The sequence below is a fragment of the Acinetobacter terrae genome (assembly GCF_013004375.1).
Lineage (GTDB): Bacteria > Pseudomonadota > Gammaproteobacteria > Pseudomonadales > Moraxellaceae > Acinetobacter > Acinetobacter terrae.
In genome coordinates this window covers 188,232-204,432 of record NZ_JABERI010000001.1, presented here as the reverse complement: position 1 = coordinate 204,432, position 16,201 = coordinate 188,232, and the positions used below count along the sequence as shown (strand labels likewise).

General features: G+C 42.5%; 16 protein-coding genes. 10 read left to right on the top strand and 6 right to left on the bottom strand.

From position 1 onward, the window contains the following. Position 1: 1 nt before the first annotated feature. The 5 genes from hcaD (at position 2) to HLH14_RS00920 (ending at position 4,783) form a co-directional block, all read left to right on the top strand. Entirely contained in the window at positions 2-1,228 is a 1,227-nt protein-coding gene (hcaD, locus tag HLH14_RS00940) for a 3-phenylpropionate/cinnamic acid dioxygenase ferredoxin--NAD(+) reductase subunit (protein WP_086192994.1), read from the top strand. 152 nt (positions 1,229-1,380) lie between these two features. Continuing rightward, the gene (locus tag HLH14_RS00935) at positions 1,381-1,539 is read left to right on the top strand and encodes a hypothetical protein (RefSeq protein WP_171263041.1); all 159 of its coding nucleotides are present in this window, start codon (positions 1,381-1,383) and stop codon (positions 1,537-1,539) included. Between the two features lie 11 nt (positions 1,540-1,550). Then, entirely contained in the window at positions 1,551-2,459 is a 909-nt protein-coding gene (locus HLH14_RS00930) for a DMT family transporter (protein ID WP_086192992.1), read from the top strand. Positions 2,460-2,709: 250 nt separating this feature from the next. Next, positions 2,710-3,648, top strand: coding sequence for a cation diffusion facilitator family transporter (locus HLH14_RS00925; protein WP_086192991.1), 939 nt, complete (start codon positions 2,710-2,712; stop codon positions 3,646-3,648). A gap of 76 nt (positions 3,649-3,724) precedes the next feature. Continuing rightward, positions 3,725-4,783 (top strand): MBL fold metallo-hydrolase, encoded by a 1,059-nt coding sequence (locus HLH14_RS00920; protein WP_086192990.1) that lies wholly within the window; start codon positions 3,725-3,727, stop codon positions 4,781-4,783. Between the two features lie 6 nt (positions 4,784-4,789). Here HLH14_RS00920 and HLH14_RS00915 read toward each other — a convergent pair whose 3' ends face one another. Further along, complete coding sequence (locus HLH14_RS00915; RefSeq protein WP_086192989.1) at positions 4,790-5,191, bottom strand: DoxX-like family protein; 402 nt, start codon at positions 5,189-5,191, stop codon at positions 4,790-4,792. Next, positions 5,181-5,624, bottom strand: a complete 444-nt coding sequence (locus HLH14_RS00910; protein ID WP_086192988.1) for a thiol-disulfide oxidoreductase DCC family protein — start codon at positions 5,622-5,624, stop codon at positions 5,181-5,183. Before HLH14_RS00910 ends, HLH14_RS00915 begins: the two co-directional genes overlap by 11 nt. Before the next feature lie 387 nt (positions 5,625-6,011). Between HLH14_RS00910 and katG the strand changes: the two genes are divergently transcribed. Continuing rightward, positions 6,012-8,195 carry a catalase/peroxidase HPI gene (gene katG, locus HLH14_RS00905; protein WP_171532465.1) on the top strand — a complete coding sequence of 728 codons (2,184 nt, stop codon included), beginning with the start codon at positions 6,012-6,014 and terminating at the stop codon, positions 8,193-8,195. A 231-nt stretch (positions 8,196-8,426) separates the two neighbouring features. Here the strand turns inward: katG and HLH14_RS00900 are convergent, their stop codons facing one another. Both HLH14_RS00900 and HLH14_RS00895 read right to left on the bottom strand, forming a co-directional pair. Then, positions 8,427-8,861 (bottom strand): Imm44 family immunity protein, encoded by a 435-nt coding sequence (locus tag HLH14_RS00900; RefSeq protein ID WP_086192986.1) that lies wholly within the window; start codon positions 8,859-8,861, stop codon positions 8,427-8,429. A 394-nt stretch (positions 8,862-9,255) separates the two neighbouring features. Further along, the gene (locus HLH14_RS00895; protein ID WP_086192985.1) at positions 9,256-9,891 is read right to left on the bottom strand and encodes a TetR/AcrR family transcriptional regulator; all 636 of its coding nucleotides are present in this window, start codon (positions 9,889-9,891) and stop codon (positions 9,256-9,258) included. Positions 9,892-9,985: 94 nt separating this feature from the next. On the opposite strand from HLH14_RS00895, the gene HLH14_RS00890 reads away from it, so the two are divergent. Continuing rightward, entirely contained in the window at positions 9,986-11,641 is a 1,656-nt protein-coding gene (locus tag HLH14_RS00890; protein WP_086192984.1) for an acyl-CoA dehydrogenase family protein, read from the top strand. A gap of 195 nt (positions 11,642-11,836) precedes the next feature. Beyond that, the gene (locus HLH14_RS00885) at positions 11,837-12,028 is read left to right on the top strand and encodes a DUF7230 family protein (protein ID WP_086192983.1); all 192 of its coding nucleotides are present in this window, start codon (positions 11,837-11,839) and stop codon (positions 12,026-12,028) included. An 8-nt stretch (positions 12,029-12,036) separates the two neighbouring features. Here HLH14_RS00885 and ptsP read toward each other — a convergent pair whose 3' ends face one another. Both ptsP and HLH14_RS00875 read right to left on the bottom strand, forming a co-directional pair. Then, positions 12,037-14,334, bottom strand: a complete 2,298-nt coding sequence (gene ptsP, locus HLH14_RS00880) for a phosphoenolpyruvate--protein phosphotransferase (protein ID WP_086192982.1) — start codon at positions 14,332-14,334, stop codon at positions 12,037-12,039. Positions 14,335-14,423: 89 nt separating this feature from the next. Further along, on the bottom strand, positions 14,424-14,900 hold the full coding sequence (locus HLH14_RS00875; protein ID WP_086192981.1) for an RNA pyrophosphohydrolase: 477 nt from the start codon (positions 14,898-14,900) through the stop codon (positions 14,424-14,426). A gap of 182 nt (positions 14,901-15,082) precedes the next feature. Between HLH14_RS00875 and HLH14_RS00870 the strand changes: the two genes are divergently transcribed. Next, complete coding sequence (locus HLH14_RS00870) at positions 15,083-15,733, top strand: HAD family hydrolase (RefSeq protein ID WP_086192980.1); 651 nt, start codon at positions 15,083-15,085, stop codon at positions 15,731-15,733. 179 nt (positions 15,734-15,912) lie between these two features. Then, a complete protein-coding gene (locus HLH14_RS00865) occupies positions 15,913-16,158 on the top strand; it encodes a DUF2789 domain-containing protein (protein WP_067722134.1) in 246 nt (81 codons plus the stop codon). The last annotated feature ends 43 nt before the right edge of the window (positions 16,159-16,201 follow it).

Sequence of the window (16,201 nt, the reverse complement as noted above, 5' to 3'; positions counted from 1 at the left end):
CATGAGTAACATCGAAACCATCGTTATTGTAGGTGCAGGTCAAGCCGGTGCCAGCGCCATTTTAGAACTTCGTGCCAACAAGTATGAAGGCAAAATCATTTTGGTGGGTGATGAAACGCATCTTCCTTATGAGCGTCCGCCTTTATCTAAAGATGTGATCTTAAAACCTGAAGACACTAAGATCGAAATTCTGTCAGAACAAAAACTGGCTGATTTGAATGTTGAAGTGATTCGTGGCAATGGCGTGGTGAAAATCAATGCTGAAGATCACAATGTGGTTCTGAAAAATGGCGATGTAGTTGCATACGACAAGTTGCTTCTTGCCACTGGTGGTGCAGCGCGTCGTTTACCGAACTTCGATGCTTTGGGTAAACATGTTTATACCTTGCGTAACCTTGAAGACTCTCAAGCGCTTGTTCCTGTGCTTCAAGCCGGTCGTCGTCTCATCCTGATTGGTGGCGGTGTGATTGGTCTTGAACTTGCATCATCTGCGCGTTTTAAAGATTGCCAAGTGACTGTGATTGAAATGGGTCCAATGGTGATGGGTCGTTGTTCACCACGAATTCTGAGCGAATTTTTGCTTGAACAACACCGTGCCAAAGGTGTGGATGTTCGTCTTTCAACTCAGATTGCGGATTGCCGACTGGATGGCGAAGAAGTGGTTGTCACTCTGGAAGGTGGCGAAGAACTTCGCGCTGATGCTGTGGTTTACGGTATTGGGATTGTGCCAAATGCTCAGCTTGCAGTGACTGCCAGTCTTGATGTTGACGTGGCGATTAAAGTCAATGAGAACTGTCAAACTTCAAATGCTGATATTTATGCCGCAGGCGATGTGGCAACCCAACTTCGCGCAGATGGTGAATTCCGTCGTGTGGAAACTTGGGAAAATGCCAATCTTCAAGCCGGTATTTTCGCGCGTCATGTAATGGGCGTAGAGCATCCGAAAGCCAATCCAGCCTGGTTCTGGACGGATCAACTGGATATCAATTTCCAGTTTGTCGGCGATATGGCAGCGGCTCAATGGCTGGTTCGCGGTGAAATGGATGCAGCCAAAGGTGCAGACAATTCATTCGTGATGTACGGTGTGACGGATGGTCAAATCGTTGCCGGCATTACCGTCAATGCTGCAAAAGAAATGCGTCATTTGAAAAAAATGATCAGCAAAAATACTGCTTTCGAAGCTGAAAAACATCTAGATTTGGCACAAGATTTACGCAAAATTGCTTAAGTTTTAGTTCGCCCAATCAGGAACAGACCTCTGCTTTGCTCAGGTCTGTTTTTTTTATGTTTGCTAGATGGCTTTTTCATCACCACACATCATATTGTGGTTTTAAAAGGCTTTGCGTCGGTGCTGCCTTACTTTTGAGAAATGAACCATACATGGCGCAAGGTGACAAAAATCTTTTGCTGATCTTGAGAAGTGTACTTCGCGAGATGTCCATATACCCCAGATCAGCGGGCGGCATCCCTGCCACCATTAGTATTGTTGATAGTGGATTTGAACAAGAATTTAGTTCAATTCTTTCTAATAAAATTTAATTGAGCAATTTATGAATTCAAACTCATCTCCTATGGTGGTCACGGCAAGTATCTACGCCTTACTGGTTCTGATCTGGGCCACCACACCACTGGCGATTGTCTGGAGCGTACAGGAAGTCCATCCGATGTGGGTGCTGATTATCCGTTACTTCGGGGCATCCATCATTGCGCTGTTTTTATTGAAACTGATGCGTGATCCCTTGCCATTTGATCAGACTTCAATGAAAAGTTACCTGGCGGGGAGCTTAAATTTAATTGGTGCACAGCTGTTTATCTATATTGCTGCCAATTATCTGACCTCGGGTTTGATGGCGCTGATCTTCGGTTTTTCCCCTTTAATTGCAGGCTTGATTGGGCACGTCATTTTAAAAACCCAAAAGCTGATCTGGTTACAATGGCTGGGTATGGCGATTGCGGTTTCAGGTTTAAGCTTTGTTTTTGCCGATTCAGCAGACAGCAAGATCAATCCGATTGGTGTGGTACTGATGCTGATCAGTATGGTGTCCTATATCAGCTCAATTTTTTGGGTGAAACAGATTAATGCACCGCTTAGTCCGATGTCACAAGCCACGGGTTCTTTGATTATTTCAGCCTTAGGTTCGTTGTGTTTATTGCCGTTTATCTGGCAGCACATGCCGACTCAAATGCCAGGCATGCAAACCATGATTGGTTTTGTCTTTACCATGATCATGTCTTCAATTGTGGCGATGCTGTGTTACTTCTGGCTGATTCGCCGTTTAGCTGCATCGACTGTGTCGCTGAGTAACGTGATGACGCCCATCATTGCTCTGGTACTGGGTGCAACTTTAAATCATGAGCATATCAGTTCGAATGCTTTTATCGGCATTGCTGTGGTGATGTTTGGGATCGTGATGTATTTCTGGAAAGAATGGCGCGAACAGTATTTTTCCAAGCTTTAAATTCATTTCAGGAATTATAAAAGGAAGCTTAAGCTTCCTTTTTTCGGTCTTTACTTGCCTTCAGTATTAGTTTGGGGGCAGCTATGTACTTCAAAGCCATTGGCAAATTTCTAAAATCGGTTTGGTCTTCTAAAGAATACAACAACAAAACGTAAAGAATTTATTGCTGCAATTTGGTTAATATAAAATTGGATATAGAGAAAAATCAAATAGATCTGTTTGATAACAATAACGCTTAGGACAAACCTGAATGTCTGACTCGAATAAAGTGGTGGTCTACGCAGCTTTGCTTGGTAATCTGGCCATAGCTTTGGTGAAGTTTATTGCCGCATATATCACCAATAGTTCCGCCATGCTGAGTGAAGCTGTTCACTCGGTTGTCGATACGCTGAATGAAATTTTACTGCTGTACGGCATGAAAAAATCGCAACGCCCGGGAGATGTAAAACATCCCTTTGGTTATGGCCGTGAACTGTATTTTTGGGCGTTTATTGTTGCACTGATGGTTTTTGCATTAGGTGCAGTGGTGTCTATTTATCAGGGTATACAGCATGTACGTCATCCTGAAGAAATGCTTAATCCGACCCTAAATTACATTGTTTTAGGCATCGCAATTTTATGTGAAGGGGTATCCTGGTTTGTGGCTTTAAAAGCTTTTCGTAAGACCAAAGGTGAGCTAGGTTACTTCGAGGCTTTTCGTCGTAGTAAAGATCCGACGACATTCACGGTTTTGTTTGAAGATACCGCAGCTTTATGTGGTCTGTTTATTGCCTTGATCGGGATTTATTTGGCACACACTTTAAATATTCCAGAATTAGACGGTGTTGCTTCAATCCTGATTGGGATTGTCTTGGCAGTCTCGGCCATTTTACTGGGACGGGAAACCAAGGGCTTATTACTGGGTGAGTCGGCGGCTCCTGAGTTACGTAATAATATCTTGCTGATTGCTCAGGAAGATGTGGCTGTACTTTCTGCCAATGGTGTATTGACTGAACAGATGGGCGCACATCAGGTACTGGCATCTTTAAGCCTGGAATTTGAAGACAATTTAAGTTCCGATGACATTGAAGCCTGCGTCAACAGAATTGAAGCGAAAATTAAACAGATTCATCCTGAAATTGTGGCATTGTTTATTAAACCGCAAACTAAAAAAGTGTGGTTGGAACGTATGAAAGGACGTTTGGAATAAAAACGTGATATATATGGCGCAATATTCAAAATATCGGATTTTGAATATTTAGGTCACACTAAGAAATTGAATGTACATGAAGCAAAAGACTGAGCAATTACACTTTCAACTCCCCACCCAAGACTGCTGGTCACATATCTGGCGTCAACCCTCATTCAAATTTATGTATTCGAATCACCACAATGGTGAACGATTCTTAAATACCGTGCCGCGTCCTGAAGGGCGTAGACGTGCCGAACTCTTCAAGTGGCTGCTTACCCGTAAGTCATCCACCTGGAAGATGGATGTAAATCATAATGAGCATGCTGAATCTGCTACGGCGAAACGGGCGATTCCGCAAGATCGTCCAGAGGCCAGCATCGACGACTGGCAAGTGTGGTTTGTGGGGCATGCCACCGTACTGTTGCAGATCGGGCCATATAACCTGCTCACCGATCCGGTGTGGGGTGAACATGCCAGTCCTAAACAGGGCAAAGGTCCAAAACGGGTTATTCCTGCAGGAATTGCTTTAGAAGAATTGCCGACCATTCATGCGGTGTTGCTCAGTCATAATCATTATGACCATATGGACTTGGCCACTTTACAGTGGTTGCATGACAAATTTGCCATGCCGATTTATACCGGACTTGGTAATTCATGGTATTTGCCAAAAAGTTACAATGTACTGGAAATGGACTGGTGGCAATCGTCCTTATTGCATGACTTAAAAATTATTTATACCCCGGCACAGCATTTCTCGGGTCGCGGCTTGCGTGATCAGAATCGGGCACTCTGGGGTGGTTTTTCAGTGCTTGCTGGAAAAGATCACTGTTTCTTTGCCGGGGATACCGGTTATTCACCGCATTTTAAAGAGATCCAGAGTCGTTTGGGTGCACCGCGTATTTCATTGTTACCGATTGGTGCTTATGAACCGCGTGAGCTGATGCGCTATATGCATATGAATCCGCAGGATGCTTTTCAGGCGCATCAGGATTTACGTTCCAAATGTTCTCTAGCCATTCATTATCGAACCTTTCAACTGACCGATGAAAGTCGGGAACAACCTGAGCTGGATTTAAAAGTTGCAATGAAAAACACTTCTAAATTGATGACGCCATTTATCTGTGTGCGGGAAGGGCGACGTTTGGTGGTTTGATTTTTTCTAAGCTTGCTGCGTGCGAAGCTTTAAAAGTTGAATGGCAATCATTGAAATAACGATCATGGCAATATTCATGATGACCGGATTAAATGCAGCGGTAAGCTGTAAGGGATCTGTAAACGTAATCAGCAGTAATAATCCACTCAGGCCCAAAATATTAAGTTGATGGATAAAGACTGCTTTTTGCCAAATAAGAAAAGTACAGCCAAACCCTATTTCAATGAGGCCGGATAGGGCAACAGCTATTTTCGCTAAATGCAGTTCTAACCCGATAGCTTGCCAAATAGCTATTTCAGCACTGGACTGAAATAGGATTTTAGGTACCAGTCCCTGATAAATCCAAAGAACAGCAAGCGTGATTTGAATGAGTTGAAGTGGTCTTTCTAATTGAAGCTTATGAGTCACGAATAGCGTGCTCCAAAAAATGACTTTTATTTTCAGCGGATGGAAGCAAGCAGTTGTCGGTTGTTCCAAAAAGCTGATAGCGATTTAAGGCTACACGTCTGTAGAGAAAATCCCGGATAAAACTTGGAACAAGATACCCTAAATTCATCAGGGAAAATGGCAGGCCGAGATGCTGCATGACTTTAAGCAGAGCAGTTGATTCTGTATACAGCTGAGCATTAAGAATGACCACCATCGTAGTGTAGTGAGTGGTTGACATGCCGTAATGCTGGAGAATTTCTTCACCTAAAGGGGATTGGGCAGACACTAATTTAAATTTAGATTTTCGATCATGCTTGATTAAAAAATTTGCCCAGCCATTGCATATGACACAAATTGCATCAAATAAAATAATGTCATGTTGTTGGATGATGTGCTCAATCTTATTTTGCATAGGTTTAAGCCCTATTTTATTGAGTTATAAATTACTAGGATGGGTCTACATTGTATACAGCTTAATGCTTTGATCATCAGGTTGTAAATCCAAAATTTAAAGTCATTTTTGGGGAAATGATCAGTATTGTGGTTGATCAAAATTATTATCAAACGATGAAAAAATTCTTTTTTTATATGGGCTTTAAATATAGCTTGAGAGATTCGATTGTAACTTTTTAAATTTAAAAAGTCTTTTTTTCCTAGTATCTTAGATAGAGAAAAACGATGGTTTCTATTTGTAAAATCAGCTTTAGCTAGACATAAAAAAAGACTATGTTGAAAAGGTAAATTTTTATTTAACGGTTCATGACAATAATCACTTAATGATTAAATTTGGAGCTTAGACATGACAGAAGCTACAGGGAAATGCCCATTCCATCAACAGGGCGGACATAGCAGTGCGACTGATTCAAATACCAATTGGTGGCCCAATGCTCTAAATCTCGACATTCTTTCCCAACACGACAAAAAAACCAATCCGATGGATCCGGACTTTGATTATGCCAAGGCATTCAACTCACTGGATTTAGAAGCAGTAAAACAAGACCTCCGTGAATTGATTAACAGCAGCCAAGACTGGTGGCCTTCAGACTGGGGCAGCTATATTGGCATGTTCGTACGTACCGCATGGCACTTGGCGGGTTCTTACCGCAAGCAAGATGGCCGTGGTGGTGCGAACACCGGCAACCAGCGTTTTGCGCCATTGAACAGCTGGCCAGATAACGTTAACACCGATAAAGGCCGTCGCCTGCTTTGGCCAGTGAAGAGAAAATACGGCAACAAAATTTCATGGGGCGATTTGATCATCCTCGCAGGTACAGTGGCCTATGAAGAAGCGGGTCTGAAAACCTTCGGTTTCGGTGGTGGTCGTCAAGACATCTGGCACCCTGAAAAAGACATTTACTGGGGTGAAGAGCGTGAATGGCTCGCACCGACTGAAAACCGTTACGAAAATGACCAAGACCGTAAATCGCTGGAAAATCCGCTTGCTGCAGTGCAAATGGGCTTGATCTATGTGAACCCTGAAGGTGTAGACGGCAAGCCTGATCCATTACGTACCGCCCAAGACATGCGTGTCACTTTTGACCGTATGGGGATGAATGACGAAGAAACTGTGGCATTAACCGCTGGTGGTCATACCATAGGTAAAGCACATGGTAACGGTAAAGCAGAACTTTTAGGTGCTGATGTTGAAAGTGCAGATGTAGAATTCCAAGGTCTGGGTTGGCACAACCCTGAAGGTACAGGCAATGCCGGAAATACCATGGTCAGTGGTCTGGAAGGTGCCTGGACCACACATCCAACCAAATGGGACAACGAATACTTCTATCTCTTGTTCACTTACGACTGGGCATTGACCAAGAGTCCTGCCGGCGCGAACCAGTGGGAACCGACCAACATCAAAGAGGAAGACAAACCGGTTGATGCGCACAACCCGAATGTACGACGCAACCCGATGATGACAGATGCCGATATGGCACTGAAAGTGGATCCTGAGTACCGTAAAATTTCTGAGCGTTTCTATAATGATCCTGCTTACTTCGCGGAAGTGTTTGCGCGTGCATGGTACAAGCTGACTCACCGTGATATGGGGCCAAAATCCCGTTACTTGGGTGCTGATGTGCCGAACGAAGATTTAATCTGGCAGGATCCGATTCCATCGGTGAACTACGTTCTGTCTGAAGCTGAAATTGATGAACTCAAAGCCAAGTTATTAAACAGCGGTTTAACGTCTGCTGAGCTCATTAATACCGCTTGGGACAGTGCGCGTACTTTCCGTGGTTCAGACTATCGCGGTGGTGCAAACGGTGCACGTATCCGCTTGGCGCCGCAAAAAGACTGGGTTGGTAACGAACCTGAACGTCTGGCAAAAGTATTGGCAAAACTTGAAGAAATTCAGGCAGGTCTTGAGAAGAAAGTCAGCATTGCAGACTTGATCGTACTCGGTGGTACGGCTGCGGTGGAAAAAGCGGCTCAAGCTGCGGGTGTAGACATTAAAGTTCCATTCCTTCCAGGACGAGGCGACGCAACTCAAGAGCAAACTGATGCCTATTCATTTGAAGATTTCGAACCTAAAGCAGATGGTTTCCGTAACTGGTTGAAAGACGACTATGTGGTACAGCCTGAAGAAATGTTGTTAGACCGTGCTCAGTTACTGGGTTTAACTGCACCTGAAATGACTGTATTGATCGGTGGTATGCGTGTACTTGGTACCAACTACGCGGGTGCGAAAGAAGGCGTATTCACAGACCGAGAAGGCGTATTAACTAACGACTTCTTCGTGAACCTGACTGACATGAAATACAACTGGAAGCCAGTGGGCAAGAACCGTTATCAAATTGTAGACCGTGCGACGGGTGCACCGAAGTGGACTGCCACACGTGCGGACCTGGTTTTCGGCTCAAACTCAGTGCTTCGTTCATATGCAGAAGTGTATGCACAAGATGACAACAAAGAAAAATTCGTCAAAGACTTTGTTGCCGCTTGGACAAAAGTGATGAATGCAGACCGTTTTGATGTGAAGAAATAATTTCACTGACATGTAAAAAACCGCCTTTAGAGGCGGTTTTTATGTGAAACAAGGATATCTCATATAAAAGCTAAATCTTACACACTTAGCTTTTTTATAGATTATAAAATATTGAAATTATTTAACTTATTCATTATATTTCGTATAACGTGTATTATGTTAATTTTAAAAAAACATACAAACAGGAAGGTTTTAAATATTAAAAATTATATTTTTATTCAGATTAACTGTCTAAATCCAGTTTTCCTCTTTTCCAATATTTAATACATCATCTTTGAGCTTTTTTAGCTCTTCAAAAACTTTTGAATCAAGTTTTGGACGAACTTTTTCAAACTTAATTTTTAATAAATCTAAACTCCTTAAAAGCATAGAAAAAATAAGTTTTTTTCGGCCCAAGTCATCTGTTGTCTTAAAACTTGTTGGATCAACTCTTAATCGAAAATCCATATTTTGGCGTTTAATAGAATAATAGATACGTTCTTCAAAACTATCTTCACCCATTATAATGATTATACAATCCCAACTATTTAACGGAATATTATAGGATTTATCATTTAGTCTCAGATTTAAGGTATCCTCAATGTAATTGCGTGCTGTAAATACCAAGTTAAGTTGCTCTTCAGTTATAACCTCTTTACTTAACTCACAGCCCAACCATATTTTCATAAATATATCCTAGTAATTATTTTTGTTCAAAAGAGGTCTAGAACCGAACGTAGCTACATTATTTAAAATTCTTTCAGTTTGCAATTCATGCCTATCAAAATTTATTCCTGAGACTGATTCATAGGAAAAGCTTTGCGCAACAAAGCCTTTAAAGCGTAAATTTTTATTTGAGACATTATTTTTTCTACGTTTTAAAAAAACAATCTTAGCTCAATTTAATTTCTATTTAACCTAATGGTGCTTATACGAAATGTAATTGAAATAATATTGTAATATCAATAATTTAATATAAAAAAAACGTTGAAAGATCAGCAGAATCCCGGCTTGGAAACAAGTCGGTTTTTTTTGTGAGCGATTTTGATGTGTTTTGCCAATTAAAAATGGATTTTTAACTTCAAAAAAGAACATTTTTATTAAAAATTAAGTTGACCAAAGTCTGAATAATATCCCTCTCGAACTCATCCCATTCCCCAAACTCTGGTTCCACCAACAGAGTTTGTGACACAAAGCCATAGCAGACCCGTTGCACATTTAGACCCATCCGTTTGAGCTGTTCAGCATCCTGAACAAAAGGTGCAAGAATGCTTTGCCACATCTGCACCATCATTTTATAACTTTTACGATAGCTCTCAATATTTGAAATCTGCCGTTCCAGTAAAAAAGTCTGCGCCCATAAAAACTGATGTGCCTGAATCTGCTCAAGCTGAAAGTGAATCACCTGCTGTAAGTAATCATCCAGAGCCAAATTGGGGGATAACTTGATCAGACTGTGTGCATAAGTTTTTAAGTCCTCGGCATTGTTTTTTACGTGTCTATGAATGGTTAGCGCGATCAAATCTTCCTTTTTGGAAAAATATTCATAAAACGTGCCCAAGCCTACACCGGCCAACTCGGTGATTTCCCGAATGGTAAGGTCATGTGCAGCACGCTCATGCAAAAGCCGAACAAAACTTTCCTGCAAGGCTTCCTGAGTCAGCTTGGCACGTGATTGACGCGGCTTGCGCCGTACTTGAATCTCTGGATTTTTCATAAAACTCTTTATCAAAGAAAGCCGAACATCCTGCGGCTATTTTTTCTCTATACTGGAGTGAAAAGCCCAGAACAACAAGCAGGAAAGATAAACGATGAATTCATGGATGACCCATCAGATCAGCAACCAGTTTGACGAACTGCAAGATTACAATCTATTTGAAACCGATCAGGTCTTGCAGGAAATCTTGACTCATTATGGCAGTCAGGATCAGGCAATCTTGTCACAGATGGGCAAAGTCGTGGGATCATCTGAATACTATGAATATGCAGATTTAGCCAATAAACACACGCCCATTTTGCATGCCTTTGATGCTAGAGGTCGCCGTAAAGACGTTGTGGAATTTCATCCGGCCTGGCACAAGTGGATGGCATTAAACCGCCAATTTGACAGTCATGCCCATCCATTTAATCATGCAGAATCATCTTCAAAATGGGTGGAATGGGCAGCGCGTTTTTACTTAAGCGGACAGGTTGAATGTGGCAGTTTATGTCCAACGTCGATGACGTTGGGCAGTATTCCCCTAATTCAGCGTGAACCTGAATTGTGGGCAAAAATTGGCGCAAAACTTCTGTCTACCGAATACGATGAACGTGACCTGCCGATTAGTCAGAAGAAATCGATCTGGCTGGGTATGGGTATGACGGAAAAGCAGGGCGGCTCAGACGTACGTGCCAATGAAACCATTGCCGTCCCTGTCGCCGAGTCAGGTCGTGGCAAGGCCTATTTGCTGACAGGACATAAATGGTTTTTTTCGGCTCCGATGTGCGATGCACATTTGGTCGTTGCCAAAACCGAGCAGGATGGCTTGGCCTGTTTCTTTGTACCGCGCTGGTTAGATGATGGCAGCAAAAATAAGATTTACATTCAGCGACTGAAGGAAAAAGTCGGTAACCGCAGCAACTCCAGTTCTGAAGTGGAATTTCAGGAAGCGTGGGGCATGATGATGGGTGAAGCAGGGCGCGGCATTCCGACCATTATTGAAATGGCAAATTACACCCGCCTGACCTGTTCCGTTGGTAGTACCGCCATGTTACGTCAGGCATTGGTACAGTGCATTGCTTATACCCGTCAGCGTAAGGCTTTTGGCAAACGCTTGGCCGAACAGCCTTTGATGCGTGCTGTGTTGGCAGATTTAGCTTTGGAAACCGAAGCAGCAATGCACTTAAGTTTTCATCTGGCGAATTGTTATGAATCTGATGATGCATTGTCGCAAGCATGGAAACGGATCATGACACCGGCCTCCAAGTTCTGGATTTGCAAACGAGCTGTTGAACTAAGTGGTGAGATGATGGAAATCTTCGGGGGCAATGGCTATGTCGATAACGGCATCATGGGACGTATTTTTAAAGAAGCACCGGTCAATACCATTTGGGAAGGTTCAGGCAATGTGATGTGCCTGGATGTATTACGTGCCATTCAGCGCGAACCTGAATCCATTGAAGTGTTGTTTCAAGATTTGGCCCCTACCACCATGCAAGATGTAACCTTGCAAAATGAATTGCAAAGCCTGTTTAAGTTATTCCATCAATCACCTGATGACTTGCAATTTATGGGACGTAGCCTGGTCAGCCGTCTGGTGATTTTGGCACAAGCAGTTTTATTGAAACGCCATGCACCTGATTTTGTCGCAAATGGATTTATCCAATCTCGTTATCGTGATTTTCACGGACAAGTGGTGGGGATGCTGAACCCTAAAGATGTAGATGTGGAGCGGTTGTTGGAGAGGGCATTGGCTAAAGAATATTAATTAGGCCATGAAAGCTCTCCCTCCCTTGGGGGATGAGAAATATATTCTGCAAAAGAGGGAGGGTTTAAAAATTATAAATTTGGGTTTGATGTTTAAATTTTTTGCACGCTTAAAACGACTTGAAATTTGTACAAATTAGCGCAATATATGCTTCACATCGACTCGATGTGAAAATGTAAAAACAGGTGAAATGAGATGGCGAAACAAAAGAAGCAGCCAGAGGTTGTGATCAATAACTTTGTGGCAAAATACATGCATGAGGTCAACAAAAGCCAGGTGTTTGTAGATCGAAAGAAAAATGTAAAACGTGGTTATACGAAGCATAAGCAAGGGCGATATTCTGATGATTATCGCCCTTTTAGTTTCTATGTCTTAAATTTTATTTGAATGTGAATTTAAGTACCGACAATGCGTGTTGCAGATTTCACCATATCCGCCAGACCATGGGTCTTAAAGTAATACTCCATCCAGCTTTTCACGATCAATGGGTTATCCATTTTCAAGACATGTTCCAGTTGTTGCTGTGCCTCGGTCATCGGGACATGACAAATCGCTTTACGTACCCGCAAAATATTACTCGAACTCATCGACAGGGTATTAAAGCCCATCGCCATCAATAACACTGCAGCTAATGGATCACCGGCCATCTCACCACAAATGCTGACTGGTTTATCGTACTTATGACATTCTTTAACCAAGCGTGTTAAAGCACGTAATACCGCCGGATGGAAGTGTGAATAGACGTTGGCAACACGTGGATTGTTACGGTCAACCGCCAGTAAATATTGGGTCAAGTCGTTGGAGCCGACCGAGAAGAAATCGACTAACTCGGAAAACTCTTCAATTTGTAAAAGTACACTCGGTACTTCGACCATAATACCAATTTTCGGTTTGGTGATTTTAACCTGTTCTTCTTCCTGAACTGCTGTCCAATCGCGCTCCAGCAAGTACAAAGCTTCTTCAACTTCGCTGACACTGGTCACCATTGGCAACAAAATGTGCAGGTTATTTAAGCCGATACTGGCTTTTAACATGGCACGAATTTGCGATGAGAAAATTTCAGGATGATCCAGTGTAAATCGGATACCGCGCCAGCCGAGTGCCGAGTTTTCCTCTTCAATAGAGAAATAAGGCAGATCCTTATCTGCGCCAATATCTAAAGTTCGCATCACCACCGGTTTATTGGCAAAGTGACTCAGCTGCTGACGGTAAATGGCGCGTTGTTCTTCTTCGCCGGGGAAACGGTCACGCAGCATAAATGGAATTTCAGAGCGGTACAGCCCGACACCTTTGGCACCCCGTTGTACGCCACGAACCACATCAATCATTAAACCGGTATTAACGAATAGTTTAACCGCAACCCCATCCGGGGTAATCGCATCTTTGGTTTCATACTGTTTTAAATCTTTGGCCAGTTGTTCTTCTTCTTTTTGAATTTCTTTATAGCGGCTACGTAAGCGACGCGGTGGATTAATAAAAATCCGACCCTGATGCGCATCGACAATCATCTCGACATCATCCAGGGTATTGATGGGCAGTTCAGTGACACCGACCACGGTTGGAATGCCGAGTGCGCGTGCCACAATTACCATATGCGAGTTCATCGCACCTTCAGTGGTGACAATGGCAGCAATTTTATCCACTGGTAATTCCACTAATGCCGCCGTGGAAATTTCTTCACCAATCAGAATGCTTTCATCAGTCAGTTCCCGATGACTGGCATCAGCTTCTTGCAAGAAGGCTAAAATACGGCGCCCGAGATCTTTCAGGTCCGAAACACGTTCGCGTAAATAGCCATCTTCCATTTGTGCAAACAGGGCAATATGCTTGTCGATCACAATACGAACCGCACCTTGTGCCCAGTTGCCATCGCGAATTTCAGCTTTAATTTCAGCAGGAAGAGCATTTTCATCCAGCATGCGTAAGAACACACTAAATAAAGCACGTTCATCAGCCATTAAAGCATCTTGCATTTTGTCATCAAGAGATTTAATTTCTTCACGAACAGAATCGATGGCATGATCGAGCAGTTCCAGTTCTTCACTGATGTCATCTGCTTCACGGTCTGGTACAGAAGCCAAATCGGCAGGTGGATACAGAATGACAGCACGACCTAAGGCAATCCCCCCAGAACCAGACACGCCTTGGAAGGTTTTATACGCTGGCAGGTTGTTCGGTTTACGGAAAACATCAATATTTCCGACCGCATGTGCGTGGGCAATCACCCCGGAAAGCTGTGCACATAAGGTGACCAGAAAAGATTCTGCTGCTTCACTAAAGTCTTGGGATTCTTTATTTTGAACGACCAGTACACCCATCACCTTACGGCGGTACATCACCGGAACGCCTAGAAAAGAGTTGTAAATCTCTTCACCTGTTTCGGGTAAATACATGAAGCGTTCGTGCTTGGGTGCATTGTCTAAATTGACGATTTCTTCACGTTGCCCAACCAGACCCACCAGACCTTCACCTGTATGCAGTGAAACGTGCCCTACAGCTTCTGCTTTTAAACCTTTAGAGGCCATCAGCAAGTAACGCTGGTTGCGTTCGTCAAGCAAGTAAATGGAGCAGACATCAACCTGCATGGCATTTGCCACCTGATTGACCATAATGTCGAGTGATTCATGCAAACTGGTGGACGCATTGATTTCTTGTACAATGCGTCTTAAGGTGTCCAGTTGCATATTCGACATAAAATCTGCTCCAAAAAAAGTTTAAATCCGTTTTTATTTATAACAATATGCTACTAAAAAATCTGCATTTTCATACGATTTTTTTATGCTTATATAGACGGTAACTGACTACACAGTTCCACCATCGCTTTTCGGTATACATCGCGTTTAAAATTCACGACCTGTCCTAATGGATACCAGTAACTTACCCATTGCCACTGGTCAAACTCGGGTGGGTCCGACAAATCCAGCTGAATATTTTTGACTGGCGCTGTCAGTTTGAGTAAAAACCACTTTTGTTTTTGACCAATACACACCGGGTCTGAATCCGAGCGTATATACCTTTGCGGCAAACGATAACGTAGCCAACCTTTTGTTTGCGCTACCATTTGAACATGTTCGGGCAATAAGCCAATTTCTTCTCTCAGCTCACGATAAAGTGCCTGTTCAGGGGTTTCTCCATACTGGATACCTCCTTGTGGAAATTGCCAAGCATTGTGTCCAATGCGTTTTGCCCATAAAACTTGTCCAACGTCGTTTGCCAAAATGATCCCGACATTCGGTCGGAAACCTTCTGAGTCGATCATTTGGCTACCTAAATCATGTGTAATGTGTGGCTTTTCATTCGGGGATTGTTATTTCTATATCCATCTCGAAAAAAAGCACAGCTTAAATGTTAAAAATTGCTATGATCTTAACGAATTTCTATCGACTAGCGGAGATAGATTTACATTTTTTTTCTTAAATTTCAGTTTTTACGAGTATTTTCATGAAATTGGCTTTATTTGACCTCGACCATACCTTATTAAATACCGATTCGGATTATTCATGGGGTGAGTTTTTAGTAAACGAAGGTTTAGTCGATCCAATCCGACATCGCCAAATGAATGACAAGTTTTATGAAGACTATAAAGCAGGGCAACTTGACCCGATTGCTTATAACGAATTTGTATTTGAATTTTTAACCCAGCACGACAATGATTATTTGGCTGAATTACATGAATTATTCATGAAAAAAGTGATTCGTCCACAAATGCGTCCCGAAGGTTTTGCCGCGATTCAAAAACATCGCGATGCAGGACATGAATTGGTCGGCATTACTGCAACTTCTGATTTTATTACTGCACCGATTTTTCATGAGTTTGGCATTACCGAAATTATTGCCACCAATGCAGAAGTCATCGATGGTAAATATACCGGTAAAGTCATCAATACCGCATGTTACCAAAAAGGTAAATTGATTCGTTTGGAACAGTGGCTTTCAGGACGAAATGTCGAAGAATCATGGGCGTATTCGGATTCAATCAATGACCGTTTCTTGCTGGAACATGCTGATCATGCGATTGCGGTCAATCCTGATGAGCGTTTAGCTGCACTTGCCAAAGAACAAGATTGGGAAATTCAGGATTGGTCGATTTAACAGGACTTTAAATCTTTTTAAAATAATTACTTATAGCCTGACTGATTAAATGATAAGTCAGGCTTTTTTTATGATACCTACTGCTCTGTTATGCATTTTTAAATCGTCCAGGATACTTTCAAAGTTTTTTAATGATGCTATGCTGATGTAGATAATTAATGATCAGTAGAGGGGCGATAATGAGTAACGTAAGACCACGAATGACCAACCTTTTTGAGCAACTCGGATTAGACTCAAGTGATGAGGCCATTGCACAGTTCATTGCCACCCATCAACTCAGTGCCCATACCAAAATTACCGAAGCGAGTTATTGGACTGAAGCGCAACGTCAGTTTTTAGCAGAAAAGATTAAGTCCGACGGCTCATGGGCCATTATTGTCGATCAGTTGAATGAATCCTTGCATGAAGATTCATTGATTCAATAAAGGTCAAAGTCAAAAAGCCAATCCACAGATTGGCTTTTTTTGG

Bases quoted from the DNA above. Each gene is read 5' to 3' on its own strand.
- hcaD (WP_086192994.1), top strand. From the start codon at position 2: ATGAGTAACATCGAAACCATCGTTATTGTAGGTGCAGGTCAAGCCGGT.
- HLH14_RS00935 (WP_171263041.1), top strand. From the start codon at position 1,381: ATGGCGCAAGGTGACAAAAATCTTTTGCTGATCTTGAGAAGTGTACTT.
- HLH14_RS00930 (WP_086192992.1), top strand. From the start codon at position 1,551: ATGAATTCAAACTCATCTCCTATGGTGGTCACGGCAAGTATCTACGCC.
- HLH14_RS00925 (WP_086192991.1), top strand. From the start codon at position 2,710: ATGTCTGACTCGAATAAAGTGGTGGTCTACGCAGCTTTGCTTGGTAAT.
- HLH14_RS00920 (WP_086192990.1), top strand. From the start codon at position 3,725: ATGAAGCAAAAGACTGAGCAATTACACTTTCAACTCCCCACCCAAGAC.
- HLH14_RS00910 (WP_086192988.1), bottom strand. From the start codon at position 5,624: ATGCAAAATAAGATTGAGCACATCATCCAACAACATGACATTATTTTA.
- katG (WP_171532465.1), top strand. From the start codon at position 6,012: ATGACAGAAGCTACAGGGAAATGCCCATTCCATCAACAGGGCGGACAT.
- HLH14_RS00900 (WP_086192986.1), bottom strand. From the start codon at position 8,861: ATGAAAATATGGTTGGGCTGTGAGTTAAGTAAAGAGGTTATAACTGAA.
- HLH14_RS00895 (WP_086192985.1), bottom strand. From the start codon at position 9,891: ATGAAAAATCCAGAGATTCAAGTACGGCGCAAGCCGCGTCAATCACGT.
- HLH14_RS00890 (WP_086192984.1), top strand. From the start codon at position 9,986: ATGAATTCATGGATGACCCATCAGATCAGCAACCAGTTTGACGAACTG.
- HLH14_RS00885 (WP_086192983.1), top strand. From the start codon at position 11,837: ATGGCGAAACAAAAGAAGCAGCCAGAGGTTGTGATCAATAACTTTGTG.
- ptsP (WP_086192982.1), bottom strand. From the start codon at position 14,334: ATGTCGAATATGCAACTGGACACCTTAAGACGCATTGTACAAGAAATC.
- HLH14_RS00875 (WP_086192981.1), bottom strand. From the start codon at position 14,900: ATGATCGACTCAGAAGGTTTCCGACCGAATGTCGGGATCATTTTGGCA.
- HLH14_RS00870 (WP_086192980.1), top strand. From the start codon at position 15,083: ATGAAATTGGCTTTATTTGACCTCGACCATACCTTATTAAATACCGAT.
- HLH14_RS00865 (WP_067722134.1), top strand. From the start codon at position 15,913: ATGAGTAACGTAAGACCACGAATGACCAACCTTTTTGAGCAACTCGGA.